The organism is Streptomyces sp. RPT161 (assembly GCF_027533845.1).
Taxonomy (GTDB): Bacteria; Actinomycetota; Actinomycetes; order Streptomycetales; family Streptomycetaceae; genus Streptantibioticus_A; species Streptantibioticus_A silvisoli_A.
In genome coordinates this window covers 289,271-314,544 of record NZ_JAPZVN010000005.1, presented here as the reverse complement: position 1 = coordinate 314,544, position 25,274 = coordinate 289,271, and the positions used below count along the sequence as shown (strand labels likewise).

Below are 25,274 nucleotides of genomic sequence, written 5' to 3'. Positions count from 1 at the left end.
GCTACCGCTCCAGTACCTGGAGGTCCTCCCCCGCGCTGGGCACCGCCACCGTGCCGCCGTCGTCCGGCATCGGCTGGATGGTGAAGTCCGGGACGCCGTTGTTGTCCGCGGCGAGCATGCGGGAGGCGTAGACCGGGCCACCGGAGACCGGTTCTACCGTCACCGCGAAGGTGCCCTTGCCGCCCGGGTCGGGCGGGGACATGGCGGTGGTCGTACCGGCCTTGAGGGTGACCGTCTTGCTGACCGGAGAGCCGCCGTCGGTCGTGGCCGAGCTGGTGATCTTGACGGTGGCGTCCGCGCTGGGCGCGGCCAGCGAGAGCGTGGTCCCCTTCGCGTGGTTCTCGGCCACCGAGGCTCGTTGTCCCACGGCGCCCGCACCGGGCACGAACGCCATCTCCTGGGAGGCGCCCTTGCCTCGGGTGACCCGCACTGCGGCGACGAACGGCGCGGCGCTGCCGGAGTCCGTCGGGGTGAGCCGCAGCGAACCGACCTGTCCCTGGGTCAGCCCCGGCAGATCGGTGGCGGTCGTCATGCCGCTCTTGATGTGCAGTGTCTCGTGCCCGGCCGGAACGATCGAACCGCTCGGGGTGAGCAACTGCACCTTCAGGTCGGCGTCGTTGGTGCCCGTGGCGTACGCCACCAGGTGCACCGAGGTCGCGTCGGCCGGGATGCCCGGCAGTACCGCGCTGGTGGCCGGAGGCGCCGAGGCGGGCAGCCAGTCGCTGCCGTTCTTGCTGTCCATCGCCTGGACCGCGGCGGCCACCCGCCCGGTGCGCACCGCGACGTGCACGGTCAGGTCCGCGGTCTGCGCGGAGGTGAGGGTGGACAGCAGCACCGGCACGCTGGACCCGCCGGGGACGGTGATGCCCTCGCCGTTGCCGGTCTTGACCAGCCCGTTGCTGTCGTACAGCTCGATGTCCACGACGGCGGCGGTGTCGTCCGGGTTGGTGAGGTGGACGTAGTCCTGCCGGTCGCCCGAGGTGCTGGCGGCGGGGAACCAGAAGTCGGCGCCGGGCGCGGTGCACGACGTGCCGAGCATGCCGCGGCCGGGCCCGGCGTCGATGGTGGTGGTCTCCTGCACCGTCCAGCCGGGCGCGAACCGCCCGTCGGCGGTGCCGATCAGTGGACCGGTGGTCTTGTTGGTGGTGGCGGTGGCGGGCTTGCCGGGGTCGGTGAGCGGCGCCACCGGCTTGCCGTTGGAACCGCCGCCGGAGCTTCCGGAGCTGTCCGCGGCCTGCCCCGGCTGCAGCACCGCGCTCCCCCCACCGCTCGCGCCGCTGCCCACCGGGGTGAACGAGGTGTACGTGGTGGACGCCGCGTCGACCCCCGCCGGGGCCGGGCAGAGCAGCGCGGAGCGCTCAACGGGCTTGCGTACGGCCACTGTTGGCGCCGTCTTGCCCGCGTTCGAGGCGGGCGCGAGGGCGGTGGCCACTCCGGTGACGGCGGCGAGCGCCGCCACGACGCCGATCAGGGACACGGTGGTGCGGTTCACTGCTGTTCGCTCCCGTCGCGGCGGTGGCCGAACTCACCGGCGCCGTACGCCGGATCGTAGGGCGGGGCCGGCTGCTGGTAGCCGTACGGGTCGACGTACTCGCCGCCCTGGTACGCGCCGTCCTCGTACGTGCCGTACTCGCCGCTCTGGCCGTACTCGCCGTACTCGGCGCCCGGGTAAGGGGGTTGCTGCTGGTACTGGTCGCCCGCGTACGGGTCGTACTCGCCGGGCTGGGCGGCCGGGTAGGCGTATCCGTTCCACTCCTGGTAGCCCTGCTGCTGGTGCGGAACCTGCGGTACCGCGCCGTACGGGTCCTGTTCCGGGGCGGTGGCCTGGTGCGGGACGGCGGCGTACGGGTCGGGCTCCGAAGGCTCCGGGGGCACGGCCGTGACGGGCTCGACGTCCTCCACCGGCTCGGCGGGCTGCGCGGCCCGCTCCGCCTCCGCGCGCAGGCGGCGGGCCCTGCGCCCCTCGCCGCCGGTGGACTGCGCCGGGATCGACGCGGTCGCGGTGGCCAGGTCCTCCGGCAGGTCGTCGTCCACGTCACGGCGGCGGCCCGGTAGCGCCAGCACGACCACCACGAGCGCCAGGAAGCCCTGCGCCCACAGCCATGCGGTGTGCGTCACGGGGTCGGCGAAGGTGAGGTCCAACCGGCCGCCGTTCGCCGGGAGTTGGAAGCCCTGCGCCCATCCGTCGACCGTGGTCGCGGTCAGCGGCTTGCCGTCCAGCGTGGCCTGCCAGCCGGAGTCGGCCGTGTCCGCGACGCGCAGCGTACGGCCCGCGGGACCGGACGGGATCGTGGTGTGCGCCTCGACCTTGCCCGCGGCCACCGGGACCGGTGCCGCCGCGGTGCCGCCGGCGCCCTTGGGGGCGACGATGGTGATCCGCGAGACGTTGTCGTTCAGCCGCCACAGCGCCGTACCGCCGTTCTGGCTGAGCCTGGTGAGCCCCGGCGTGCTGTCCAGCACCCGGCCCATCTCGGCGGGCGCGCCCGGCTGGAGCAGCACGTAGCGCACCGCGTAGTCGCCGAGTTGGCTGGTCTGGTCGCCGCCGGAACCGGCCACCAGGTTGGCGACGACGCCGTCGAGCCCCGGGTCGTGCCCGGCCTCGGCGGCGATCTCGCCGTCACCCATGCGCGCCCCGGAGCCGCGCACCAGTACGTACCGGACATGGCCCGGGTCACCGGCGATCACCAGCGTGCGGGCCTGGTCCGCGGTGGAGCTCTCCTCGGCGACGAACGCCGGGACCTGTACCGCGTCGCGCCGCTGGAGCGGGCCGGCCGCGCCGTCCGCCATCCAGCCGACCGCGGCGATCAGCGGCGCCGCCGCGGCGGCCAGCGCGATGAGCCCGGCGACCGGCTGCCGCCAGCCGAAACCGGCCGCGGAGATACGGGCCTTGGCGTCCTCCGCGCCGACCACCGCGGCGGCGATCAGCCCCAAGCCGTACAGCAGGGTGGTGGGGCCGGGCCACCGGTAGCCGTTCTGCACCGCGGCGGCCAGCAGACCGGTGAGGGCGACCGCCCAGGCCGTGAGGACGGCGAACCGCCGCCCGTCGCGCAGCAGCGCGGCGAGTCCGGCGAGCACCAGGCCGACCAGCAGGAAGCCGGTGGCGGCCTTGGGGCCGCCGGGGCTGAGCATGACGAGGCCGAGCGCGGAGGCGGCGCCGTCGCGGTACGGCAGCCCCGCCTCGCGCAGGAAGAACGACGGGTGCGACAGAAGCGTCATCGACCACGGCGCCAACAGCACCAGCGGGGTGGCCAGTACGGCGAGGAAGCGCAGCCCCTGGGGCAGCAGCAGCCCGGTCTGCCCGCGTGCCACGCGCAGCACCAGGACGGCGACGGCGAGTGCCACGGCGACCGGCCACACCACCGGGGTGAAGGCGGTGGTGACGGTGAGCAGCAGCGCGTACGCCCAGGTGGCCCGCCAACTGGGCCTGGTGCCACGGGAGATGGCGGACCCGCCGAGTTGCAGTCCGCCGGCCGCCACGGCGGCCCGCGCCATCAGCGGCAGCAGGACCGCCAGCACCGCGGTACCCAGCCGGCCCGCGGCGAGCGCACCGGTGGCGGCGGGCAGGAAGGCGTAGGCGATCGCGCCCCAGGCGCGCAGCAGCCGGGACTCGACCAGTGGCCGGGAGGCGAAGTAGGCGGTGAGCCCGGCGAGCGGGACCGAGCACACCAGCAGCAGCGTCAGTGCCAGCCCGGTGCTGCCCAGCAGTGCGGTGGACAGCAGCGCCACCAGGGCCAGGTACGGCGGCGCGGCCTGGGTGTCGCCGGTGCCGACAGCATGCCATGCCCCCGCGTAGGCGCCCCACAGGTCGGAGGCACCGCCGGGGGCGGGCAGCAGGGCGCCGCCGGTCAGTGCGCCGCTGCCGAGCAGCGAGCGGCAGGCGACCAGCGAGACCAGCAGCAGAACCGCGAACAGCATGGGCGCGGGCTTGCGGGCGATCCGCCGCAGCCGGGCGAACTGCTCCACGTCCAGGTAGTCGGCGTCCTCGTCGCCCGGCCCGGACTCGACGGCGCCGCCGTGCCGTCCGGCCGAGGAGGAGTCGGGCTCGGAGCGGCCCGAGAGGTTGCTGTAGGCCTGTTCGACGCTGGCCCGCAGCGTGGCGCCGGGTGGTGGGAACAGCGGTCTGAGTTCGGCCGCGGCCACCACCGGGCGGCCCCTGCGTTTGCGGGCGCCCAGGATCCTTCCGGGCCGCAGCAGCACCCTGATCAGGCCGGCGACCTCGTCCAGCGCCTGCCCGGGGACCTTGCCGACCAGGAAGCCGAGGGTGCGCAGCAGGGTGCTGAGCACGACGCGCAGCAGCACGTAGGGCAGCAGTACGCCACGGGCGTTGGCCAGCAGGGTGTAGACCGCGCCCGCCTTGTCGACCCGGTGCGGGTTGACCGAGGAGCGTCCGGCGCAGTCGACGGTGCGGCGTTCCCGGGAGGCGGCCTCGGCGTGCCGCAGTACGGCTTCGGGGGCGACGAGCACGGTGTGCCCTGCGCTCTGGGCACGCCAGCAGAAGTCGACGTCGTCGCGCATCAGCGGCAACCGCCGGTCGAATCCGCCGAGTTCATCCCATATGTCGCGGCGGACCAGCATGCCCGCGGAGGAGACCGAGAGCACCTGGCGGACCTGGTCGTGCTGCCCCTGGTCCTGTTCGCGGCGCTCCAGACCGGTCCAACGGCGGCCGCTGCGGGCGATGCTGACGCCCACTTCGAGCAGCGCGCGGCGGTCGTACCAGCTGCGCACCTTGGGGCCGATCACGGCGGCGGACGGCGAGGAGTCGGCGACGCGCAGGAGTTCAGCGAGGGCGTCGGGCGCCGGCTCGCAGTCGTCGTGCAGCAGCCACAGCCACTGCACCGTTTCCGGCTGCTGCTGCTCCCGCTGCTCGAAGGCGTCGTCGTTCCAGGTGCGGGTCACCGGGTCCCAGGCGCTGGGCGGTTGGAGGTACGGCAGCTCCTCCGGCGGTACCGGGCCGAAGGTCTGTACGGCCTCGGCGACCGCGGCACCGAAGCCGGTGCGGCGGGCGAGGTGCAGCACGCGGTCGGCGCCGATCGCCTCGGTGAGCAGCCGGTCGGTGTCGTCGGCGCTGCCGGTGTCGCAGGCGATGACGCTCTGCGCCGGTCGGGTCTGGCCCAGCAGACCGGCGAGCGCGTCGGGCAGCCAACGGGCGCCGTCGTGGGCGACGAGCACCGCGGTGACGATGTGACGCGGGAACTCAGGTTCAGGAGTGCGGGCGGAGTACGCCCCCTGTTGGCTGTGCACGGACATCGAGGTACGGGCCCCGGTTCGCTGGACTGCGGTGGACGCGTACGGCGCCTTGCGGGCCTGACGTGTCTCGGACGGCCACCCACACTAACGGCTCACCGGCAACCCATGGGGTGTCCGGGGGGCTTGGCCCCCGGAATGCGGCGGCCCTCAGATGGCCGCCTTCTTCAGGCGGCGGCGCTCCCGCTCGGAAAGTCCGCCCCAGATTCCGAAGCGCTCGTCATTGGCGAGTGCGTATTCAAGGCACTCGGAACGCACCTCACACGCGAGACAGACCTTCTTGGCCTCTCGGGTGGAGCCGCCTTTCTCCGGAAAGAACGATTCGGGGTCGGTCTGCGCGCACAGTGCGCGTTCCTGCCACCCGAGCTCCTCTTCCGCCTCCTCGGACAGCAGTAGCTGGAACTGCTCGGTCATGCGCGCCCCTCGTCCGTCGTCGCTTCCCCGTGATGCTGTCGTTACCGATTGAGGCCTAACGACACGAGTGAAATTACAAGCGTGCGATCCGGGGCAGTCAAGCCGAGATCTGCTATTGAGGCCCTTATTCACTCCGAGGAACCAAGGCCATGCAGAAAGTGTTCAAATCGGCCCAATACCCGACACAGCCCGCTCGGCGCTTCGATCCACCTCCCGCATATGTCGACTGAGACGCGACAGATCGCCGCACCGTTCCACCCGTTAGACGGACCGGGGTGGATCACGGTCCGATCACGGATGCGCAACGGCAGCCCACGGTCGGTTGTCGCTGCACGTATCCCCAGGCCGCGTTGCACAAACCTTTCACCAGACCGACCAACCGGTTCAGGTGAAACATTGGCGGCAAAACCGACATCAAGTTGACAGACGGGCCGACCAACCGGTCTTCTTGAGTCCATGTCGTTCGTGACCCACACGCCCGCCCGAGCTCGCCGCCGCGAGCTCCACCGCGTTGTGCCGGTCCACGGTTCTTTCTCCTGTCGCTGCCACCACAGCTGTTGCCGCTGATCCGTCGCTGATCCCACCGGGACGGAACCCGCGATTCCGCGAGGCTTCCCCGTACTCAGCGCCAGCCGAGCCCTCCGAGCTCACCCCGCGGCCCGCCGAAGCCCCGCAGCGCAGCCCAAGCGCACTCCACCGTCTGCTCCTCCCCGCTAGGACCACCCGTGTACCGCGCCAATCCCGCCGAACCGGCTCCCCAGCTCTCCGACATCTCCATCGCCGGTGACCCCCTCGCCCTGCCACACCTGCTGCCGCCGGTGCGCAGACATCCGACCACCGTCGCCGAGTTCGCCCGCCTGGCCCGCACCATCGCCGCCGATCAGGGCCGTTGGCGGCCGCTGGTGCGGTACGACGCCACCACGCGCTGGTACGCACGCCTGGAGACCGGCCCCGGGTACGAGGTGTGGCTGCTGAGCTGGGTTCCCGGGCAGGGCAGCGGGCTGCACGACCACGGCCGCTCCTCGGGCGTGGTGACCGTCCTGGAGGGCGAGTTGACCGAGCGCGCGCTCACCGGCTCCGGCGAGGCACGGCGCACGCTGCGCACAGGCGGGCAAAGGGTGTTCTCCACCGGATATGTGCACGAGGTGGTCAACGACGCACTGGAGCCAGCGGTCAGCCTGCACGTTTACTTCCCGGGTCTGACCGAAATGACCTCGTATGCGGCGTGCAGGGCGCGGACCGATACGGAACAGGCTGGTGCCGGGCCTTCGCTGGGTTGACGACCGGCACTCGTCCACCGGTGAACCCCAACCGCCGCCGGGCCACCACCCCCGGAGCGGCCAGCCCTCGACTGACAGACTGTCCCCATGCGCATCGTGGTTTTGGCCGGAGGTATCGGGGGCGCCCGTTTCCTGCGGGGTCTGAAGGCAGCGGCACCTGACGCGGACATCACCGTCATCGGTAACACCGGCGACGACATCCATCTGTTCGGACTCAAGGTCTGCCCGGACCTCGACACCGTCATGTACACCCTGGGCGGCGGCATCCACGAGGAACAGGGGTGGGGCCGGACCGACGAAACCTTCGTGGTCAAGGAGGAGTTGGCCGCCTACGGCGTCGGCCCGGAGTGGTTCGGGCTCGGCGACCGGGACTTCGCCACCCACATCGTCCGCACCCAGATGATCGGCGCCGGCTATCCGCTCAGCGCCGTCACCGAGGCGCTGTGCGCGCGCTGGCAACCGGGCGTGCGGCTGATCCCGATGACCGACGACCGTGTCGAGACGCACGTCGTCGTCGACGCGCCCGACGACGGCGGACGCAAGGCGGTGCACTTCCAGGAGTACTGGGTACGGCTGCACGCCTCGGTACCCGCACACGCGGTCCTGCCGGTCGGCGCGGACCAGGCCAAGCCCGCGCCCGGTGTGCTGGAGGCCATCGGCGAGGCCGACGTCATCCTCTTCCCGCCGTCCAACCCGGTCGTCAGCATCGGCACGATCCTCGCTGTACCGGGGATCCGCGAGGCGATCGCGGAAGCCGGCGTTCCGGTGGTGGGCCTGTCCCCCATCGTCGGCGACGCACCGGTGCGCGGCATGGCCGACAAGGTGCTGGCCGCGGTGGGCGTCGAGGCCACGGCGGCCGCGGTCGCCGAGCACTACGGCTCCGGACTGCTGGACGGCTGGCTGGTCGACACGGTGGACGCCGCGGCGGTGCCGGAGGTCGAGTCCGCCGGGATCCGCTGCCGGGCGGTGCCGCTGCTGATGACCGATGTCGACGCGACGGCCCAAATGGCCCGGGCGGCACTGGACTTGGCGCGGGAGGTGGCGGCATGAGCGCGGCGTCCTACGAGGTACGGGCGATGCCCGGGATCCCCGAGGTACGGCCCGGCGACGACCTCGCCAAGCTGGTCGCGGGCTCCGGCACCGAGCTTCGGGACGGTGACGTGCTGCTGGTCACCTCGAAGATCGTCAGCAAGGCCGAGGGCCGGATCGTCACCGCCGACGACCGCGAGGCGGCCATAGACGCCGAGACGGTACGGCTGGTGGCCCGGCGCGGTCCGCTGCGGATCGTGGAGAACCGGCAGGGCCTGGTGATGGCGGCGGCCGGGGTGGACGCCTCCAACACCCCTGCCGGAACCGTGCTGTTGCTGCCCGAGGACCCGGACGCGTCGGCCCGGCGGATCCGCGCCGGACTGCGCGAACTGCTCGGCGTCAACGTCGCCGTCGTGCTCACCGACACCTTCGGACGGCCCTGGCGCAACGGCCTCACCGACGTCGCCATCGGCGCGGCCGGACTGCGGGTGCTGGACGACATGCGCGGTGGCACCGACGCGCACGGCAACGAGCTGAACGCGACGGTCGTCGCCACCGCCGACGAACTGGCGGCGGCCGGGGACCTGGTCAAGGGCAAGGCCACCGGAGTGCCGGTCGCGGTGGTACGGGGGCTGGCGCAGGTGCTCCCGGACGGTGAAGACGGGCCGGGCGCACAGGCGTTGGCGCGCGGCGCGGCCGACGACATGTTCCGCCTGGGCACCTCCGAGGCCCTACGGCAGGCGGTCACGCTGCGGCGTACGGTACGGGAGTTCACCGACGAGCCGGTCGACGGCAGCGCCGTGCGGCGCGCGGTCGCTGCGGCGCTCACCGCGCCGGCGCCGCACCACACCACTCCGTGGCGGTTCGTACTGCTGGAATCCGCGCAGGCGCGGACCCGGTTGCTCGACGCGATGCGGGACGCCTGGGCCGCGGACCTTGAGCGGGACGGCTTCTCGCCCGAGCGGATCGAGCGGCGCCTGCGCCGCGGGGACGTGCTGCGGCGGGCGCCGTACCTGGTGGTGCCGTGCCTGGTGATGGACGGTTCGCACGACTACCCCGACGCCCGGCGGGCCGCAGCCGAGCGGGAGATGTTCGTGGTGGCGGCGGGGGCGGCCGTGCAGAACCTTCTGGTCGCCCTGGCGGGCGAGCAGCTCGGCTCCGCGTGGGTGTCGTCGACGATGTTCTGCCGGGACGTGGTCCGGGAGGTTCTCGGCCTCCCGGCCGAGTGGGACCCGATGGGCGCGGTCGCGATCGGCCGCCCCGCTGTGGCGCCGGGCGCCCGGGGCGAGCGTGAGGTGGAAGACTTCACCGTCGTCCTTTAGCGGTTCGCTCCCGCCGGGGTTCGGGGCGTTCCTCGCCCGCCCGGGTTGCCGTTCGGCTGGCGCTTGGCGGAGCGCACCGCCGCGCGGGTCCGGTCAGCGGCGCGACGCAGGCCCTCGTCCGTCCGCCCGCGCCACCGACCCACAACGAACCGTGCGCAACGGCGAGCGAAGGCCGAGGGCGGTCGGGTGGGCGGATGGGTGGGCTTAGGCTCAAGGTGATGTTTCAGGACGCACGGACGCGACGATGGCTGCCTGACGGTCCACTCGACCTCGGCCTCACCCTCGGCCCGCTGGGCCGGGGCCCCGGCGACCCCGCCTTCCGGGTGGCCGATGACGGGTCGGTGTGGCGTACCTCCCGCACACCCGAGGGTCCGGGCACGCTCCGCGTCACGATGTGCCACGGCGAGGTCGATGCCGCCGCCTGGGGGCCAGGCGGCGAATGGCTGCTCGACCGGCTCCCGGAACTGCTCGGGTCGCGGGACGACCCAGCCCTGCTGACTCCCCGGCACCGCCTGGTCCACGAGATGAACCGGCGCAACCCCGGGTTGCGCCTGGCCCGCACCGGCCTGGTGCTGGAATCGTTGATCCCGTCGATCCTGGAGCAGCGGGTCACCTCCGACGAGGCGTACCGCGCCTGGCGCCTGCTGCTGCGCCGGTACGGCGAACCGGCCCCCGGCCCCATGCCCGGCCTGCGCGTCATGCCGGAACCCAGGACGTGGGCGCTGATCCCGTCCTGGGAGTGGCACCGCGCCGGCGTCGACGGCAAGCGCTCCGCCGCGATCCTGCGGGCCGCCCGGGCGGCCCGCCGGGTGGAGGAGACGGTGTTGATGACTCCGGCGCAGGCGGCCGAGCGGCTACAGGCGATACCGGGCATCGGCCCGTGGACCGCGGCGGAGACCCTGCAACGCACGCACGGCGCGCCGGACGCGATCACCGTGGGCGATCTGCATCTGCCGAACGTGATCGGCTACGCGCTGACCGGCGCGCAACGCACGGACGACGCGGCGATGTTGGAGTTGCTGGCGCCGTACGCGGGCCAGCGGCATCGCGCCGCGCGTCTGATCCTGCTGGCGGGTCAGCGGCCGCCGCGGCGCGCGCCGCGCTTCTCGCCCAACGACATCAGCCTGATCTAGCCGACCCGCCCACCCGCTTGCCGTCGGCCTTCGCCCGCCGTGGCGCTCCGCCGTCTTCGGTTCGGGGCGGTGCGCGTCGGCAAGCGGAAGGCCGACGGTGGACGGGTGGGCGGGAAGGGGGCGGACGCCGAAGCGGCTAGCGGCCCTGCAGGCGTGCCGCCCTCTCCCGTACCGCCGCCAGCCGCGCGTACAGCTTCTTGCCGGGGCAGTCCGTGGTGAACCCGTCCCGGTGCCCGGAGATGACGTTGAACCGAGCCGTCACACCGCGCCGGTAGCGGTTGCTGCCGCCGGACAGCAACCGGATGTGGCCGACCGGGTTCCGTCCGTAGAGCCCCAGCTTCCACGCGGAGATCTGGGCGAGCCCCCGCAGCGCCGCCGCGCTGGGACGGTGGTGGTTGAAGGTGCCGATCACGGCGATCCCGGCGGTGTTCTTGTTGAAGCCGAGGGTGTGCGCGCCCATCACCGCCCGTCCCACCCCACCGGCGCGGCCCTCGTAGATGGTGCCGCACTTGTCGACCAGGAAGTTGTAGCCGATGTCCCGCCAGCCCCGGCTCCTGATGTGGTAGCGGTAGATGCCGCGGATGATCCTGGGCACGTCGGAGCACCGGTAGCCGTTGCCGGTCGCGGTGTGGTGGACGAAGATCGCCCGCACGGTGCGGGTGTAGAGGAACCCGCCGGACCGCAGGTGCTCGTTGGCGTGCCAGCCCGCCCGGACCACGATGCGCGGGCGTGGCGCGAGGTGCCTGTTGGGCTCCTGCCGCTCCGCAGGCTCGGCGGCGAGGACGTCCGAGTCACCGGACTCGTCGGACTCGGACGACTCCGCGGACTCGTCGGACTCGGAGTCGGGCGCGCCCGGGTCGACCATGTCGAGCCGCAGCCCGTCGGGGAGTTCGGGACTGCCCCCGCTACGGCCGCTGGGCCGCGGTACGACACGGACCTGGATGCCGTTGGAGTCGCCGACCCACAGCGGCGCGGTGCCGCCGCGCGCCCGGCCGGTGGCGCGGTCGGGCGAGTCGAGGTCGGGCACGTCGTCGTTCTCGGCCTCCACCGACCGCCAGGGCGACCACGCGCCGGTGCGCACCGACCGGCTGCGCACCTGGACGGTGGCCTGGAGCCCGGTGGTCGCGCTGTTCCAGGTGATGCCGAGCATCGAGAAGGGTTTGACGTCCCGTGCGGTCAGCCCCATGGCACCCGGGGCGAGGCCGCGTTCGGCCGGAAGACGGGTCAGGGGCAGGGTGTGGGTGCCACCCAACGCCGCCCTGGCGGCGGCCTTGCTGGTGGCGGGGGCCTTGCCCAGGACGGAGGCGGAGGCCGCGCTGGGCACGGACGCGGGTACGAGGAGCGCGGCCGTGCACGCACAGGTGGCACCGATCGCGGAAGCAAGGAATGCACGCATGACCTAAATAGTGACATAACGGGCAAATATGGCGACTCGTTATATGTCACACCGTCAGCCGAGGAGCCGTCAGGCCACCGCCCAGCCACTCGAACACCGGCGTCTGACCAGCGGCCGAGCCGTGCGAAACCCCGCCCCGCCCCCGGCCGGGGCACGTACGCTGACCGCGTGAACGACACCGCCCGCACCCCGGCCGACCTCCTGCGCTCCGCGCTCGCCGCGGACCCCGCCCGTCCGCTGCTGACCTTCTACGACGACGCCACCGGCGAGCGTGTGGAGCTGTCGGTGGCCACCTTCGCGAACTGGGTGGCCAAGACCGCCAACCTGCTCCAGGACGACCTGGCCGCCGAGCCCGGCGACCGGGTCGCGCTGCTGCTGCCCGCCCACTGGCAGACCGCCGCCTGGCTGCTCGCCTGCTTCTCCACCGGCGTGGTCGCGGAACCGGGCGGCGATCCGGCCGCCGCCGACCTGGTGGTCAGCGGCCCGGACACCCTGGAGGCCGCCCGGGCCTGCCGCGGCGAGCGGGTGGCGCTGTCGCTGCGGCCGCTGGGTGCCCGCTTCCCCCAGCCGCCGGAGGGCTTCCTGGACTACGCCGTCGAGGTACCCAGCCAGGGCGACCGCTTCGCCCCGTACTCCCCCGTCGACCCCGACGCGCCCGCCCTGGTGCTGCCCGGCGGCGAGGAGCTGACCGGCGCGCAGGTCGTGGAGCGGGCCCGGCGCGGCGCCGAGGAACTGGGGCTGACCCCCGGCTCCCGGCTGCTGTCGGCGGCCGACTACGACGACTGGCAGGGGCTGGCCGCCGGGCTGCTGGCGCCGCTGGCGGCGGGTGGCTCGGTGGTGCTCTGCCGCCATCTGGACCGGCTCGACGCGGACGCCCTCCAGCGCCGCCGGGAGGCCGAGCGCGTCACCCACGCGGCCCTCTGAGCGCCGCGGCGTCACCCGTTCGGCCCCCACCCGCGGGCCGCACCGGCCGATCCGGGGGACGATCGACGGATCCGTACCGCCGAGCGTTGGGGGCCGCCGTGTCCGACAGGGAAGGGCCGCCCGCCCGGTGGGCACGCCGGTACCTACCCGCGCGCCCGCCGGGCGATCCCCGCAGACGGCCCCTTCGCCGCCAGCGCTGGCTGCGCTGCGTCGCGCTGGCCTCGGCGCTGCTGCTGGTGGTCGGCGCCGGAGTGATCTGGCTGCTCTACGAGCACCTTGAGGACAACATCCGCACCGACACCGGCGCGGAGGCCGAGCTGCGCCGCCACATGGCCGAGCGCCCGCCGCCCGGCGCCAACGGCACCGACAACGTGCTGATCATCGGTACCGACAGCCGCGGCGGCGACAACGGCGCGTACGGCGCGGACAGCGGAACCGCCCGCTCCGACACCGTGATCCTGCTGCACCTGGCGGCCGGGCGGGGCAGCGCGACCGCGGTCAGCATCCCGCGCGACCTGATGGTGAACGTGCCGAGCTGCCGCAAGCCGGACGGGCACCAGACGACCGCGCAGTTCGCCCAGTTCAACTGGTCCTTCGCCTGGGGTGGCGCGGCCTGCACGATCCGTACCGTGGAGCAGCTGACCGGCATCCGCGTCGACCACCACGTGCAGCTGGACTTCACCGGCTTCAAGCGGATGGTGGACGCGGTCAACGGCGTCGAGGTCTGCGTCCCCTACCGGGTGCACGACCGGGACGCCAAGCTGGACCTCGCCGCGGGCCGCCAACTGCTGCACGGCGAGCAGGCGTTGGGCTACGTACGTTCCCGGCACGGCTTCGGCGACGGCAGCGACACCGAGCGGATGGACCGGCAACAGGGCTTCCTGGCCTCGCTGGTGCGCAAGATGCAGAGCAACGGCGTGCTCTACAACCCCGCCAAGCTGTACCCGGTGCTGGACGCCGCGACCTCGTCCATCACCGCCGACCCCGGGCTGAACTCGCTGACCAAGCTGTACGACGTGATCCGCGGCCTGCAGAAGACGCCGACCGACCAGATCCGCTTCCTCACCGTGCCGCGCGAGCCGTACGTCGACGACTACAACCGGGACCAGTTGATGCACCCGCAGGCCGACCAGCTGTTCGCCGCGCTGCGCGCGGACCAGCTGGTGGCGGTACGGCCGCCCGCCCCGACCAGCACCGCGGACCAGCCCCCGCAGGACCGGGCCGGCGGCGACCAGGCGCCGCCCGGAGCGGACGACGGCAAGGCGCCGCCACCGTCGCCCAGCACGATGCCCACGTACCTCGGTACCACCGCGGCCCATGACGGGTGCGACCAAAAGCACCATTAGCCAAAAACCCCAATAAGACAACAATCCGATCGCCGATTTGTCACGAGAGCGGTTAAGACGCTGAACTTGGCGGCTAAGTGTGAACGCCTCGCAGCGACGGAGGGCTCGGCGACCGTGGACGCGCAACGCCGTGGGGAGACCGACCCCGCCGACCAGTGGGTGCTCGATCCGCAGACCGGAACGTACCAACTGCGGCTGGACGCCCCCGGGCAGCCGGACGTCAGCACGCCGACTCCCGGCGAACCGGCGCCTGTTCAGGACACCGCCGCGCCCACCGAAAACGCCCCGCGCGCGTCCCGTAGGGCGAACGGCCGCCGCAAGGCCAAGCCCAAAGCGTCGAGGAAGCGCAGGGCGCTGGTGTGGACCGCGGGCGGCGTCGGGTTCGCGCTCGTCGCGGTGAGCATCGGCGGCTACCTCGTCTACCAGCACTTCAACAACAACATCAACACCGTTGACGTGGGCGACGCGGGCAGCCGGAACGCCACCACCGACGGCCCGATGAACATCCTGGTGATCGGCACCGACAGCCGGGTGGGCCTCGGCCACCAGTACGGGGACGCGGGCAGCGTCGGCCATGCCGACACCACGATCCTGTTCCACGTCTCCAAGGACCGCAGCAACGCCACGGCGTTGAGCATTCCGCGCGACCTGATCACCGACATCCCGGACTGCCCGACCAGGCAGAAGGACGGCTCGACCAAGGTCATCCCCGGCGAGCACAACGTGCGCTTCAACACCAGCCTCGGCCAGGAGGGCCGCGACCCCGGCTGCACCATGCGCACCGCGGAGGCGCTCACCGGACTGAGGATCGACCACTTCATGATGGCCAACTTCAACGCGGTCAAGGACCTTTCGACGGCGGTCGGCGGGGTTGACGTCTGCCTGGCCAAGGACATCGACGACAAGGGCGGTTCCGGTCTCAGGCTGAGCAAGGGCCACCATGTCGTGGAGGGTGAGCAGGCGCTGGCGTTCGTCCGCACGAGGCACTCGGTGGGATTCGGCGGCGACCTCGACCGCATCAAGCTCCAGCAGCAGTTCCTGAGTTCGCTGATCCGCAAGATGAAGTCCAGCGGCACCCTCACCGATCCGCAGAAGCTGTGGTCGCTGGCGGACGTGGCGACCAAGGCGCTCACCGTCGACACCGGGATCGGCTCGGTGAAGAAGCTCAGCGAGCTGGCGCAGGACCTGAGTTCGGTGCCGCCGAAGAACATCACCTTCGCGACGGTGCCGGTGGTGGACAACCCCGCGGAGAAGGTGCACACGAGCGTGGTGCTCAACAACCCTTCCGCGAAGGAGCTGTTCGAGATGGTGCAGGCGGACAACTCGCTGACGTCGGTCGGGACCAAGGCGTCCGCCTCCCACGCGCCCAGCCCGTTGGACGGCCCGAAGGCCGCGCCGATCAACGTACGGGTCAACGTCCTCAACGGCAGCGGTACGTTCGGCGCCGCCCAGGCGACCCTCGACTGGCTGCAGAACACCGAGGGCGTCACCCGGTCCAGCAACGGCGGCAACGCGCCCGGCACCATCGACAAGACGACGCTGGTCTACGCCCCCAACCAGGCCGACCAGGCCCGCCGCCTGGCAGCGATGATGGGCCTGTCCGCCGCGGCCCTGAAGCAGGGGACGACGAACGCCGCACCGCGCGCCCCCATGACCCTCACCCTCGGCAAGGACTTCACCGCCCCCGGCAAGCCGCTGAGCCCTCCGCCCGCCCCGACGACGGCCCCCACGGACGTCCAACACGTCCAGGCCGACGAGGACATCTGCGCCAAGTGAGTTCAGCCCGTCCGGCGCTTGAGGACCTGGCGCGCGGCCGGGTTGGGGGCGCCGGGGCACGGCCCCGCAGGAAACAGGGCACAACCCCGCGCCCCAGCCGGGCGGGAGCCGCCTAGCGGCGGCTGGCGATGACGCGTCGCGCGAGCGACTTCGGGCTGGTCAGGAACCCCCAGCCCCACGACATGTGCATGGTCGCCAGCGCGACAGGAATCCGAACCCGGGCCGCGGCGTCGAGCCCCTTCCCCGCGGGAACCGACCCCAGGGCGATCCCCGCCGCATAGGCACCGGGCACCACCCAGCCCACGGGATGCACCAGCGCACCGACGACCGCCCCCGCCGCGATCCCCAGCACCGCCGCGGGCGGCGCAAGGTACCGCAGGTTGATCGACCCCGAGTGGTACCGGGCGACCACATGCCGCCACCGCCCGTAGTTGCGGTACTGCTTGGCCAACTCCCGCACGTTCGGCCGGGGCCGGTAGGAGACCCTCAGCTCCGGCGAGAACCAGATCAGCCCGCCCGCCTCACGGATCCGGAAGTTCAGCTCCCAGTCCTGCGCGCGGATGAACTCCTCGTTGTAGCCGCCCTGCCGCTCCAGCACCTCGCGCCGGAAGACGCCCAGATAGACGGTCTCGGCCGGACCCGCCTGCCCACCGGTGTGGAACGCGGCGTTCCCCACGCCGATCCTGGAGGTCATCGCCGCGGCGACCGCCCGCTCCCAGGCGTTCTCGCCCTCGGCGTGCATGATCCCGCCGACGTTGTCGGCCCCGGTCTCCTCCAGCAGCCGCACGGCGGTGGCGATGTAGTTCGCCGAGAGCATCCCGTGCCCGTCCACCCGGACCACGATCGGATGCCGCGACGCCTTGATCGCCGCGTTGAGCGCGGCGGGCGTACGACCCGTCGGGTTCGGCACCGTGAGCACCCGCGGGTCCTCCGCGACCAGCTCCGCCGCGATCTCGTCGGTACGGTCGGTGGACGGCCCGAGCGCGATCACCACCTCCAGTTCGCCCGGATAGTCCTGGGCCAGGATGTGCCGCACGGACTCGCGCAGATGGCGCTCCTCGTTGAGCACCGGCATGATCACGGAGACGGCGGGCGGGGAGGTGTTCACGGCGTTCATCGGCCGACACGTTACCGCTAACGGCGGAACCCGGCGCGCGCCGCCCGGGTGGCCCCCGGCGGTACGGCGGCGTGGGCGCCCCGGCCACGGCCGCCCCGCACCTAGCGTGAAGGGTTCCGCAGGCCGTACCCGGGGAGGTTCCGCCGCCCATGCCCGCCTCAGTCCCATGGCGCCCGCCGCGCCCTCATCCGTACCGCCCCTGGCTCCGCGACCGCCGGCTGCTGCGCATCGCCTCGGCCGTCTCGCTGGCGGTGCTGGCCACCAGCGGCCTCGGGTACGGCGTCCACGCCTTCGGCGGCTTCGGCAGCCGTCCGCCGAAGCCCGGCCCGGGAGTGAACACCCTGCTGGTCGGCACGGACCGGGCGTGCCAGTGCGCGGAAACGATCATGCTGGTGCATCTGTCCCAGGACCGGTCGCGGATCTCGGTGGTCAGCATCCCCCGCGACTCCTACGTGCCGTTCTCCGAACTACCGCCGCGCAGGGACCGGTTCGGCGAAACGATTCGGCCAGGGCGGATCAACGCGGCGTACGCGCTCGGCGGCCTGCCGCTGACCATCCGCACGGTCGAGCGGATGACCCGCGTCCACATCGACCACTACGCGCAGCTGGACCATGCCGCCCTGGTCAGCACCGTGGACGCGCTCGGTGGCGTCCCCGTCCACGTCCGGCATCCGCTGCACGACCCCGCCTCCGGCCTCGACCTGCCCGCGGGCGAGAGCCTGCTCAACGGCGACCGGGCCCTGCGGTACGTGCGCTACGCCGATCCCAGCGCGGACATCGGCCGAATGCGGCGGCAGCGCGAGTTCGCGGCGGGCGTGCTGGACCGCGCGCGCTCCAGCGACCCCACCGCCCTGAAGCGCGCCATCGACGCCATCCGGCACTCGGTCCGCACCGACACGCCACTGACCCCCGCCGACGCGGTACGGGACCTCCGCCCCACCAGGACCGAGTTCGCCCCGGTCCCGGCCGCCGACGTCAACTACCAGGTTCCCGGCGTGGGTTCGACGGTGAAGTGGGACGACGCCAAGGCCTCCGTCCTCTTTCGCGCGATCCGCCAGGACCGCCCGATCCCGGCGAAGATCGGCGAACGGCAGGGCAACGGATGAAGGGCGGGCAGGGTCCCGGAAGGTACGGACGGTCGCGTCCGCCCGTCGCACCCGGCCGCATCCCGAACACCTGCCCGCGATCACGCACCCGGGCTGCCCAGTCCGCGTGGTTACCGCGGACGGCGCGGGGCGACCACGCCTTGTCAGTCAGAGCACGTCCGCCCGGAGCGTGGCCTCAGGCGAAGTAGTGGCCTGACTTCACGTCCTCCACCCAGCCCGGCCGGGTGGGCTCCCAGCCCAGCAGCTCGCGCGTGCGGGTGTTGGACACCAGCCCGTCGATCTGCGCGAAGGCCGCCAGGAACCCCAGGTACTGCGGGGCCTCCTGCGGCGTCACGCTCCTGGCCTCCACGCCCAGCTGCGAGGCGATCGTCTCCGCCACCGTCCTGAACGGGATGCCCTCGTCCCCCACGCCGTGCAGGCGGGTTCCGGCCGGGGCCTTCTCCAGCGCCAGGCGGTAGAGCACACCGATGTCACGCGTGTCGGCGGCCGGCCAGCGGTTGGCACCATCGCCCACGTAGGCGGCGGTGCCGTGCTCACGGGCGAAACCGATCAGCGCGGTGGTGAAGCCGTGCTTGTCGAGGTCCGAGTGGACCATCGGCGCCAGGCGGACCACGGAGGAGCGCACACCCTGCTCCGCCAGACCGATCACGTGGTTCTCACTGTCCACGCGCGGACCGCCGGGGATGACGTCCTCCTCGGTACCGGCGCGGTCCTTGATACCGGACATCGCCAGCATCAGCGTGCCCGAGGTGGTGACCAGTGGCTTGCCGGTCCCAGCCAGCGCCTGGCCGAAGACCTTGACCGCGGCCAGCTCGCCCTGGGCGGCCTCCGCCAGTTGGCCGGAGCGCATCATGCCGTGGTCGAAGGCCAGGTGGATGACGCCGTCCGCCTCGCGGGCGGCCGCGGCCAGCCCGTCCTGATCGGCCATGTCACCGCGGCGCACCTCGGCGCCGAGCGCCTCGACGGCAGCGGCCGAGGCGTCGGAGCGGGCCAGGCCGACGACCTGGTGGCCGTTGGACAGAAGTTCCGGGATGACGGCGGAGGCGATGTGGCCTGAGGCGCCGGTGACGAAGACACGCATGCGGAAACCCTCCGGTGCATGTGACGGCCGCACTGCGCGGCATGTCACTTGGTGTCATCACCATAGCACTGCCATGTCACCTGATGACATCAGTTACGCTCAAGCCCATGTCCCGCTGGAAACCGGATGCCGCCGGCCGCCTGGTCAAGGCGGCAATGACGCTCTTTGACGAGCGTGGCTACGAGGCGACGACCGTCGCGGAGATCGCCGAGTCGGCGGGCCTGACCAAGCGCACCTTCTTCCGCTACTTCTCGGACAAGCGCGAGGTGCTGTTCATGGGCTCCGCCCAGTTGCAGGACCACTGGGCCACCGCGGTGAGGAACGCGCCGCCGGACGTCGGCGCGATCGACGCGGTCAAGGTAGGGCTGGACGCCGTGGCGGAGCTGTTCAGCGAGCGTCACCCCCTCGCCCGCATCCGGGCGAGGATCATCGCCGCCAACCCGGAGCTGCACGAGCGCGAGCTGATCAAGCTGGCGAAGCTGGCGGACGCGCTGGCGGACGCGCTGCGGGCGCGCGGGGTCGCCGACCCGGCCGCCGAGCTGGCCGCGCAGACCGGCGTCACCATCTTCCACAGCGCGTTCGGGCGCTGGGTGCGGCAGGACGACCCAGAGGCCCTGCGGCGGCTCATGGACGAGTCGCTCGCCGACCTGCGGGCGGTCGTTGCGGGATAGGCCGCTTCTTGAGGTCTGTGCGCGGTGGTGACCATGCGCGGCGGGCGCGGATCGGGCCGTTGCCGCCGCGGCGTCTTCCTCTGGCCCGCCAGGTGTTCCGAACGGGACCGCCTAGTCGTCGATCCCCTCTGCGACGCGGCGCTCGCGCAGGTCCTTGATCGCGCGGCGGCGGGCCAGTCGGTGGGTGCGGCGGATCTGGGCCTCCTCGAAGCGGCGGCGGTCCTTCTCCGTCTCCGGCAGTACGGGCGGCACCGCGCGCGGCTTGCCCTCCCCGTCCACCGCGGCGAATACCAGGTAGGCGCTGCCGACGTGCGTCGCGGGCGTGGACTCGTTCCACCGCTCCGCGAGGACCCGCACACCGATCTCCATCGAGCTGCGACCGGTCCAGTTGCACTGGGCCTGGACATGGACCAGGTCGCCCACATGAACAGGCTCCAGGAACGCCATCTCGTCCATCGACGCGGTGACGGCGGGGCCGCCGGAGTGCCGGCCGGCCACCGCGCCCGCCGCGTCATCGACCAGTTTCATGATCACGCCACCGTGCACGGTACCCAGCAGGTTCGTGTCGGACGCCGTCATGATGTGCGACAGCGTGGTGCGGGACACAGAGGTCGGCTTACCCGGAAGATCACCCTCCGGGCTATTGGTGACGAGATTTGCCATGCGGCCACCATACGGCGCCCCCGAGCGGGGGCGCCGTGGCGGGTTTCGTTACGAGTTCCCCACGGAGACGGCAAGCCGGAGGAAGGCGGACCACTCGGTGGGAGTGAAGGCGAGGGCCGGACCTTCGGGGTCCTTGGAATCCCGTACGTGGACGGCGGTGGGACAGGTGGCGACCTCAATGCACTGGCCGCCGTTACTGCCGCTGTAGCTGGACTTACGCCAATCGAAGGCGACTTCTATGCATTCCCCGGCGTCGCTTCCGCTGTAACTGCTCTTGAACCACGCGAGGTTGGCGGTACTCATAGCTCTCCTGCCAAGCGGTCGATAAGGCTCGCGGACTCCCCCGTACTGAGGGCTTGCGCCCGCAGCGTGCCATATCGCTGTTCGAGCACAGTGAGTTCGTTCGACTTGGTGACGAAGGTACTCCCGGCCTGCCCTTCGACGTACCCCACGTTGCGCCCTTCTGGCGTCTCCAGCAGCGTCAGCGGCCCGTCGAACCCGGCGTGCGACTCGCATGCCATCGGCAGGACCTGGATCGAGACGTTACGCATCTCGCCGACCTCAAGCAGTCGTTGAAGCTGCGCCTTCATCACTGCACGGCCACCGACGGGACGTCGTAGCAACCACTCCTCGATCACGAAGCCGAGCGTGGGTGCCGGCTTGCGGGTGAACAGGGTTTGGCGCTCAAGTCGTCCCTGTACGAGCCGCTCAACCTCCGACTCGTCGAGCATCGGAACGTGAGCACTGAGGACAGCTCGCGCGTAATCCTCCGTTTGGTGCAGGCCGTTCAACACGTTCGCGTCATACGCGTAGAGCTTGACGGCCTCGGCCTCAGCCTCGACGTACCGGATGAACCACGCCGGATACTTCAGCTGCATGATCGGCTCAGCCGCAGCCTTCAACAGGCCCTGGGCGCCCAGCGCCTCGTCAACGGCCCGAACATACTCGGGCTTTGGGCGCCGTCGCCCACTCTCAACCGACCGGACATGCGATTCCGAGTAGTTGACCCTGCTGGCCAACTCCGCCTGGGTGAGCCCCGCCCGCTCCCGCAGCGCCCGCTGCTGGCAGCCGAAGATCAGCAACCCAACCGGCGTGCCGTCATGTTCGTCCATCCCGCACCGCCCCTCCTCCGCCCCGCCCCAGCGGGTAACCGCACTAACTAGCCGTACCGTCTGTCGGGCTGGTCACGGTAGTCCCAGGCGAGAATCGTTGAGGTCATGAAGCCGGAAGTTCCCCCGATCGCGGTCCCCGCTCAAGTAAGCGGTGCGGGATGCCAGTTGATGCTGCGTGCGGAGCCGCACGTGTTGGCCGCTGTGCGGCGTTTCGTCGGTGCGCGGCTGCGCGAGTGGGGCCTGGAGGACCTGCGGCCCGCGGCGGCGATGTGCGTGACGGAGTTGCTGAGCAACGTCCACAAGCACACGGCGAACCCGGAATGCGCGCTGGAGCTGCGCCGTATAGCGCAGGGCATTCGGGTTTCGGTGCGCGACACCGAGCCGTCCCCACCGGTGATGCGGGAGCCGGACCACATGTCGGAGCGGGGGCGCGGGCTGTTCCTGTTGAGCGAGACCGCGAACGCCTGGGGGTTCGAGGTGAAGGGGGCCGGTAAGGAGGTGTGGTTCGTGCTGAACGCGTTCCCGGAAGACACTCACGGTGCGTAGTCGGGCGGTTCCATGATCACGGAAAGTCCGCGATCATGGCAGTCCTGTGACCAATCCATCAGTCCGGCTACAGAATGGTTCCGGACACAGCGTCTCGTAGGTCCAGCAGGCACACTGCAAAGCATGAACGGATGGCCCGAGGGTTGGACCGAGGACGGCGAGCCGGAAGGCGCTCGCGTGATGCCGCATGTGCACAGGCGGCAGGGCGGCTACGGACCGCCGTCGTACTCTCCCCCGCCCCAGCCGCAGGGGTCGGGCGCCGAGCCGCCGTTGCCGCCGGAGCTGTCGCCGCGCAGGGCGGCGGCACGCGGCGGGGTGCCGCAGCAAGCGGGCGGTAACGGCAACGGTACGTACCGTTCGGGCCGGGCGCGGGCGGGCCGCCCGAAGAACTGGCGCAAGCGGATCACGTACGGCGTGCTGACGCTGGTCGTGGTGTTGCTGGTCACATCGGTGGGCACGTACTTCTGGGCGGACGGCAAGCTGTCCCGGAAGATCGACCTCAGCGCGCTGCAGAACCGTCCGCCGCAGGACAAGGGCACGAACTACCTGATCGCGGGTTCCGACAACCGCAGCAACCTCTCGGCTCAGCAGCAGCAGGACCTGCACGTCGGCAGCGACAACGAGGGGCAGTTCGGCAACAGCGACACGATGATGGTCCTGCACGTGGGCTCGAACGGGGACACGCTGATCAGCCTGCCGCGGGACAGCTATGTGACGATCCCGGCGTTCACCGGGGCGTCGGGCAAGCAGTATCCGGCGTCGAAGCACAAGCTGAACGTGGCGTTCTCGTGGGGCGGCGGCCAGTTGCTGGCGCAGACGGTCGAGTACAACACGGGCCTGCACATCGACCACTACGCGGAGATCGGCTTCGGCGGCTTCGTGAACCTGGTCAACGCGCTGGGCGGCGTGAACATGTGCCTCGACAAGCCGCTGAAGGACAAGGACTCGGGCGCGGACTTCAAGGCGGGCTGCCAGACGTTCAACGGCGCGCAGTCGCTGGCGTACGTGCGGGAGCGCCACCAGGAGGCCAACCAGGACCTCGGCCGTGAGCAGCACCAGCAGCAGTTCCTGCACGCGGTCGCCCAGCAGACGGCCACGCCGGGGACGTTGCTGAACCCGTTCAAGCTGTACCCGGTGCTGGGCGCGGGCCTTGAGACGCTGACCGTGGACAAGGGCATGAGCCTGTACGACCTGGCGCAGATGGCGCTGGCCATGAAGGACGTCTCGGGTGGCCAGGGCACGTCGACGGTGGTTCCCGTCGCCAACCCCAACTACCCGACGGCGGACGGCGACGCGCTGCTGTGGAACAAGACCGAGGCCAAGATCCTCTTCGACAAGCTCCAGAACGACGAACGCGTAGGCAGCTGACGCCACTCGACGCGCCCACTTGATGCGACGGCCCCCGGCACTGCGCCGGGGGCCGTCGCCGGTTTCCAGTTCCAGAAACCGGACCCCCTTGTCCTGCGCCCTAACAGCTCGGGACGATGCATGGGACACGACTGACTGACGCCCGGAGGGCAACGAAGTGGCCGTGAAGCTGACACGACTCGTAGGTGAGTGCGAAGAGGGCGACTGCCCCACCATTTACCGCACCGACCGGGGAACGCTCGCCATCCAGGGAGAACGGATAGCCGACCACGGTCTGATTGTTTCGCCGCACGAGACGCTGGTCGAAATTCCTGTCGACCTCATCCGAAAGGCCGCCCGCGATGACCTCATCTAGGACTCTGAGCAAGTCGTTCTCGGAGTTCGAGCAGGAGGCGTTCCGACTGGAAACCCTCGACGACTACAGCCGGTCAGGCAGCGTCGACGCCTACCACGCCTTCCTCGCTGGCCAGGAGCAACCGGAGGAGTTCAAGTCGTCGGACTGGGTGACGACGGTACGCAACGCCACGCGGGCCGGAAGGCGGGTGTACCGGGTACACATCGTGTCCCGGCCGCTCACGGACTACCTGCGGTTTGAATTCGGTTGGGGTTACCAACGCAACATGGCGGTGGGCGAGGAGTTCTTCATCCTCGACATCACCGAACAGGAGAATCCCATCCCCGAAGCTCCCGACTTCTGGCTGTTCGACAACCAAGTGATCAGTGCCATGAACTACGACGGAAACGGTAAGTTCCTGGGCGCCGAATTCCTGGGAGCCGACAGGCTCACCGATTTCAAGACGTACCGGGACACGGCGCTGGCGCACGCCGAACCATTCCCGCAGTGGTGGTCGAAGCACGGCGAGTGAACCGATCCGAACTGGGCACCGCGCTGCGGACGTTGCGGGAGGCCTCCGGCCTGGAGGCCAAGACCGTCGCCCGCAGCGCGGCCATGTCCAGGTCCAAGCTCAGCAAGATCGAGACCGGCAACATGGCGCCCAGCGTGGTTGACGTCGAGCAGATCCTCACGGCCCTGGGAGTGTCGGAATCCGTCAGGTCCGAGTACATGGCCGCGGCCCGGGCGGCAGCCACCGAGGCGGTGGCATGGCGTCTCTACCGTCGTCTGGGGTTCCACCGCAAGCAGCAGCAGATCCAGGCACTCGAATCAAGGACAAGCCTGCTGAGGCTGTTTCAGCCTTCCCTGGTCCCGGGACTTCTCCAGACGCCTGAGTACGTTCGGGCGGTCTGGAACCGCAAAGGCCTCGAAAAGGACCAACTATCTCGCGTCATTGGCGCACGCCTTGCACGCCAGAGCGTCCTCTATGACACGTCCAAGACGTTCCGGTTCATCATCACTGAACCCGTTCTGCGATGGCGCATCGTCCCTCCAGCCGTGCTGGCACTGCAACTTGACCGGCTCATCGCGGTCTCCCGCCTCTCCAACATCGACATCCGTGTCGTGCCGTTGTCAACGCCACAAAATGACTTCCCGGCGCATTCCTTCGTCATCAGGGACAACCGTTTGGTAACGGTGGAGACCGTGCACGCAGAGGTCGTCGTCACCGACCCACGCGACATAGCCCTGTATGTGAAGAAGTTCGAAGGCTTCGAACAAATAGCCGTTGCGGGCCAGGACGTGCGGGCGATGGTCGCAGGCATCCGCGATGAATTGTTGGGGGAACAGGAAACGGGCTAGCCCTTCGCCACGCGAAAACCACAGCATGGCCGCACGGAAAACCCAACTTGCCC

23 protein-coding genes are annotated in these 25,274 nt (G+C 71.1%); 14 read left to right on the top strand and 9 right to left on the bottom strand.

Annotation, left to right across the window (positions count from 1 at the left end; translation table 11 throughout):
* Nucleotide 1 precedes the first annotated feature (1 nt).
* From O5O46_RS14575 to O5O46_RS14565, 3 genes are all read right to left on the bottom strand, one after another.
* Entirely contained in the window at nucleotides 2-1,492 is a 1,491-nt protein-coding gene (locus O5O46_RS14575) for a DUF5719 family protein (protein ID WP_269855813.1), read from the bottom strand.
* The gene (locus tag O5O46_RS14570) at nucleotides 1,489-5,247 is read right to left on the bottom strand and encodes a glycosyltransferase family 2 protein (RefSeq protein ID WP_269855812.1); all 3,759 of its coding nucleotides are present in this window, start codon (nucleotides 5,245-5,247) and stop codon (nucleotides 1,489-1,491) included. Before O5O46_RS14570 ends, O5O46_RS14575 begins: the two co-directional genes overlap by 4 nt.
* 147 nt (nucleotides 5,248-5,394) lie before the next feature.
* Nucleotides 5,395-5,658 carry a WhiB family transcriptional regulator gene (locus O5O46_RS14565; protein ID WP_255932689.1) on the bottom strand — a complete coding sequence of 88 codons (264 nt, stop codon included), beginning with the start codon at nucleotides 5,656-5,658 and terminating at the stop codon, nucleotides 5,395-5,397.
* A 725-nt stretch (nucleotides 5,659-6,383) separates the two neighbouring features.
* Between O5O46_RS14565 and O5O46_RS14560 the strand changes: the two genes are divergently transcribed.
* From O5O46_RS14560 to O5O46_RS14545, 4 genes are all read left to right on the top strand, one after another.
* A complete protein-coding gene (locus O5O46_RS14560; RefSeq protein WP_269855811.1) occupies nucleotides 6,384-6,938 on the top strand; it encodes a cysteine dioxygenase in 555 nt (184 codons plus the stop codon).
* 87 nt (nucleotides 6,939-7,025) lie between these two features.
* Nucleotides 7,026-7,988, top strand: coding sequence for a 2-phospho-L-lactate transferase (cofD, locus tag O5O46_RS14555; RefSeq protein ID WP_269855810.1), 963 nt, complete (start codon nucleotides 7,026-7,028; stop codon nucleotides 7,986-7,988).
* The gene (locus O5O46_RS14550; RefSeq protein ID WP_269855809.1) at nucleotides 7,985-9,289 is read left to right on the top strand and encodes a coenzyme F420-0:L-glutamate ligase; all 1,305 of its coding nucleotides are present in this window, start codon (nucleotides 7,985-7,987) and stop codon (nucleotides 9,287-9,289) included. The genes cofD and O5O46_RS14550 overlap by 4 nt, the downstream gene beginning before the upstream one ends.
* 218 nt (nucleotides 9,290-9,507) lie before the next feature.
* Nucleotides 9,508-10,422, top strand: a complete 915-nt coding sequence (locus tag O5O46_RS14545) for a DNA-3-methyladenine glycosylase family protein (protein ID WP_269855808.1) — start codon at nucleotides 9,508-9,510, stop codon at nucleotides 10,420-10,422.
* Nucleotides 10,423-10,558: 136 nt separating this feature from the next.
* On the opposite strand, the gene O5O46_RS14540 is transcribed toward O5O46_RS14545, so the two are convergent.
* Nucleotides 10,559-11,818 carry a peptidoglycan recognition protein family protein gene (locus O5O46_RS14540; protein ID WP_269855807.1) on the bottom strand — a complete coding sequence of 420 codons (1,260 nt, stop codon included), beginning with the start codon at nucleotides 11,816-11,818 and terminating at the stop codon, nucleotides 10,559-10,561.
* A 168-nt stretch (nucleotides 11,819-11,986) separates the two neighbouring features.
* Here O5O46_RS14540 and O5O46_RS14535 point away from each other — a divergent pair, with 168 nt between their 5' ends.
* The 3 genes from O5O46_RS14535 (at nucleotide 11,987) to O5O46_RS14525 (ending at nucleotide 15,864) form a co-directional block, all read left to right on the top strand.
* Nucleotides 11,987-12,742, top strand: coding sequence for a TIGR03089 family protein (locus O5O46_RS14535; RefSeq protein ID WP_269855806.1), 756 nt, complete (start codon nucleotides 11,987-11,989; stop codon nucleotides 12,740-12,742).
* Nucleotides 12,743-12,840: 98 nt separating this feature from the next.
* On the top strand, nucleotides 12,841-14,088 hold the full coding sequence (locus tag O5O46_RS14530) for an LCP family protein (protein WP_269855805.1): 1,248 nt from the start codon (nucleotides 12,841-12,843) through the stop codon (nucleotides 14,086-14,088).
* A gap of 114 nt (nucleotides 14,089-14,202) precedes the next feature.
* Nucleotides 14,203-15,864, top strand: a complete 1,662-nt coding sequence (locus O5O46_RS14525; RefSeq protein WP_269855804.1) for an LCP family protein — start codon at nucleotides 14,203-14,205, stop codon at nucleotides 15,862-15,864.
* A 112-nt stretch (nucleotides 15,865-15,976) separates the two neighbouring features.
* On the opposite strand, the gene O5O46_RS14520 is transcribed toward O5O46_RS14525, so the two are convergent.
* Nucleotides 15,977-16,981 carry a glycosyltransferase family 2 protein gene (locus tag O5O46_RS14520; RefSeq protein WP_269855803.1) on the bottom strand — a complete coding sequence of 335 codons (1,005 nt, stop codon included), beginning with the start codon at nucleotides 16,979-16,981 and terminating at the stop codon, nucleotides 15,977-15,979.
* Between the two features lie 149 nt (nucleotides 16,982-17,130).
* On the opposite strand from O5O46_RS14520, the gene O5O46_RS14515 reads away from it, so the two are divergent.
* On the top strand, nucleotides 17,131-18,087 hold the full coding sequence (locus O5O46_RS14515) for an LCP family protein (protein WP_269855802.1): 957 nt from the start codon (nucleotides 17,131-17,133) through the stop codon (nucleotides 18,085-18,087).
* A gap of 175 nt (nucleotides 18,088-18,262) precedes the next feature.
* On the opposite strand, the gene O5O46_RS14510 is transcribed toward O5O46_RS14515, so the two are convergent.
* Nucleotides 18,263-19,168, bottom strand: a complete 906-nt coding sequence (locus O5O46_RS14510; protein WP_269855801.1) for an SDR family oxidoreductase — start codon at nucleotides 19,166-19,168, stop codon at nucleotides 18,263-18,265.
* A 107-nt stretch (nucleotides 19,169-19,275) separates the two neighbouring features.
* On the opposite strand from O5O46_RS14510, the gene O5O46_RS14505 reads away from it, so the two are divergent.
* A complete protein-coding gene (locus tag O5O46_RS14505) occupies nucleotides 19,276-19,839 on the top strand; it encodes a TetR/AcrR family transcriptional regulator (RefSeq protein WP_269855800.1) in 564 nt (187 codons plus the stop codon).
* A 111-nt stretch (nucleotides 19,840-19,950) separates the two neighbouring features.
* On the opposite strand, the gene O5O46_RS14500 is transcribed toward O5O46_RS14505, so the two are convergent.
* Genes O5O46_RS14500 through O5O46_RS14490 form a run of 3 tightly spaced genes read right to left on the bottom strand, consistent with a single transcriptional unit; the run spans nucleotide 19,951 to nucleotide 21,614 of the window.
* Nucleotides 19,951-20,502 carry an acyl-CoA thioesterase gene (locus O5O46_RS14500; RefSeq protein WP_269855799.1) on the bottom strand — a complete coding sequence of 184 codons (552 nt, stop codon included), beginning with the start codon at nucleotides 20,500-20,502 and terminating at the stop codon, nucleotides 19,951-19,953.
* A gap of 48 nt (nucleotides 20,503-20,550) precedes the next feature.
* On the bottom strand, nucleotides 20,551-20,805 hold the full coding sequence (locus tag O5O46_RS14495) for a DUF397 domain-containing protein (RefSeq protein ID WP_269855798.1): 255 nt from the start codon (nucleotides 20,803-20,805) through the stop codon (nucleotides 20,551-20,553).
* Entirely contained in the window at nucleotides 20,802-21,614 is an 813-nt protein-coding gene (locus tag O5O46_RS14490) for a helix-turn-helix domain-containing protein (RefSeq protein WP_269855797.1), read from the bottom strand. The genes O5O46_RS14495 and O5O46_RS14490 overlap by 4 nt, the downstream gene beginning before the upstream one ends.
* A 168-nt stretch (nucleotides 21,615-21,782) precedes the next feature.
* Between O5O46_RS14490 and O5O46_RS14485 the strand changes: the two genes are divergently transcribed.
* The 5 genes from O5O46_RS14485 to O5O46_RS14465 all read left to right on the top strand — a co-directional run bounded on the left by O5O46_RS14485 (nucleotide 21,783) and on the right by O5O46_RS14465 (nucleotide 25,221).
* Nucleotides 21,783-22,160 carry an ATP-binding protein gene (locus tag O5O46_RS14485; RefSeq protein WP_269855796.1) on the top strand — a complete coding sequence of 126 codons (378 nt, stop codon included), beginning with the start codon at nucleotides 21,783-21,785 and terminating at the stop codon, nucleotides 22,158-22,160.
* Between the two features lie 123 nt (nucleotides 22,161-22,283).
* Nucleotides 22,284-23,528 carry an LCP family protein gene (locus O5O46_RS14480; RefSeq protein ID WP_269855795.1) on the top strand — a complete coding sequence of 415 codons (1,245 nt, stop codon included), beginning with the start codon at nucleotides 22,284-22,286 and terminating at the stop codon, nucleotides 23,526-23,528.
* Between the two features lie 163 nt (nucleotides 23,529-23,691).
* On the top strand, nucleotides 23,692-23,883 hold the full coding sequence (locus O5O46_RS14475; RefSeq protein ID WP_269855849.1) for a hypothetical protein: 192 nt from the start codon (nucleotides 23,692-23,694) through the stop codon (nucleotides 23,881-23,883).
* Complete coding sequence (locus O5O46_RS14470) at nucleotides 23,870-24,394, top strand: DUF6879 family protein (protein ID WP_269855794.1); 525 nt, start codon at nucleotides 23,870-23,872, stop codon at nucleotides 24,392-24,394. The genes O5O46_RS14475 and O5O46_RS14470 overlap by 14 nt, the downstream gene beginning before the upstream one ends.
* Nucleotides 24,370-25,221: a helix-turn-helix domain-containing protein gene (locus tag O5O46_RS14465; RefSeq protein WP_269855793.1), complete on the top strand. Its 852-nt coding sequence runs from the start codon at nucleotides 24,370-24,372 to the stop codon at nucleotides 25,219-25,221. Before O5O46_RS14470 ends, O5O46_RS14465 begins: the two co-directional genes overlap by 25 nt.
* Nucleotides 25,222-25,274 lie beyond the last annotated feature (53 nt).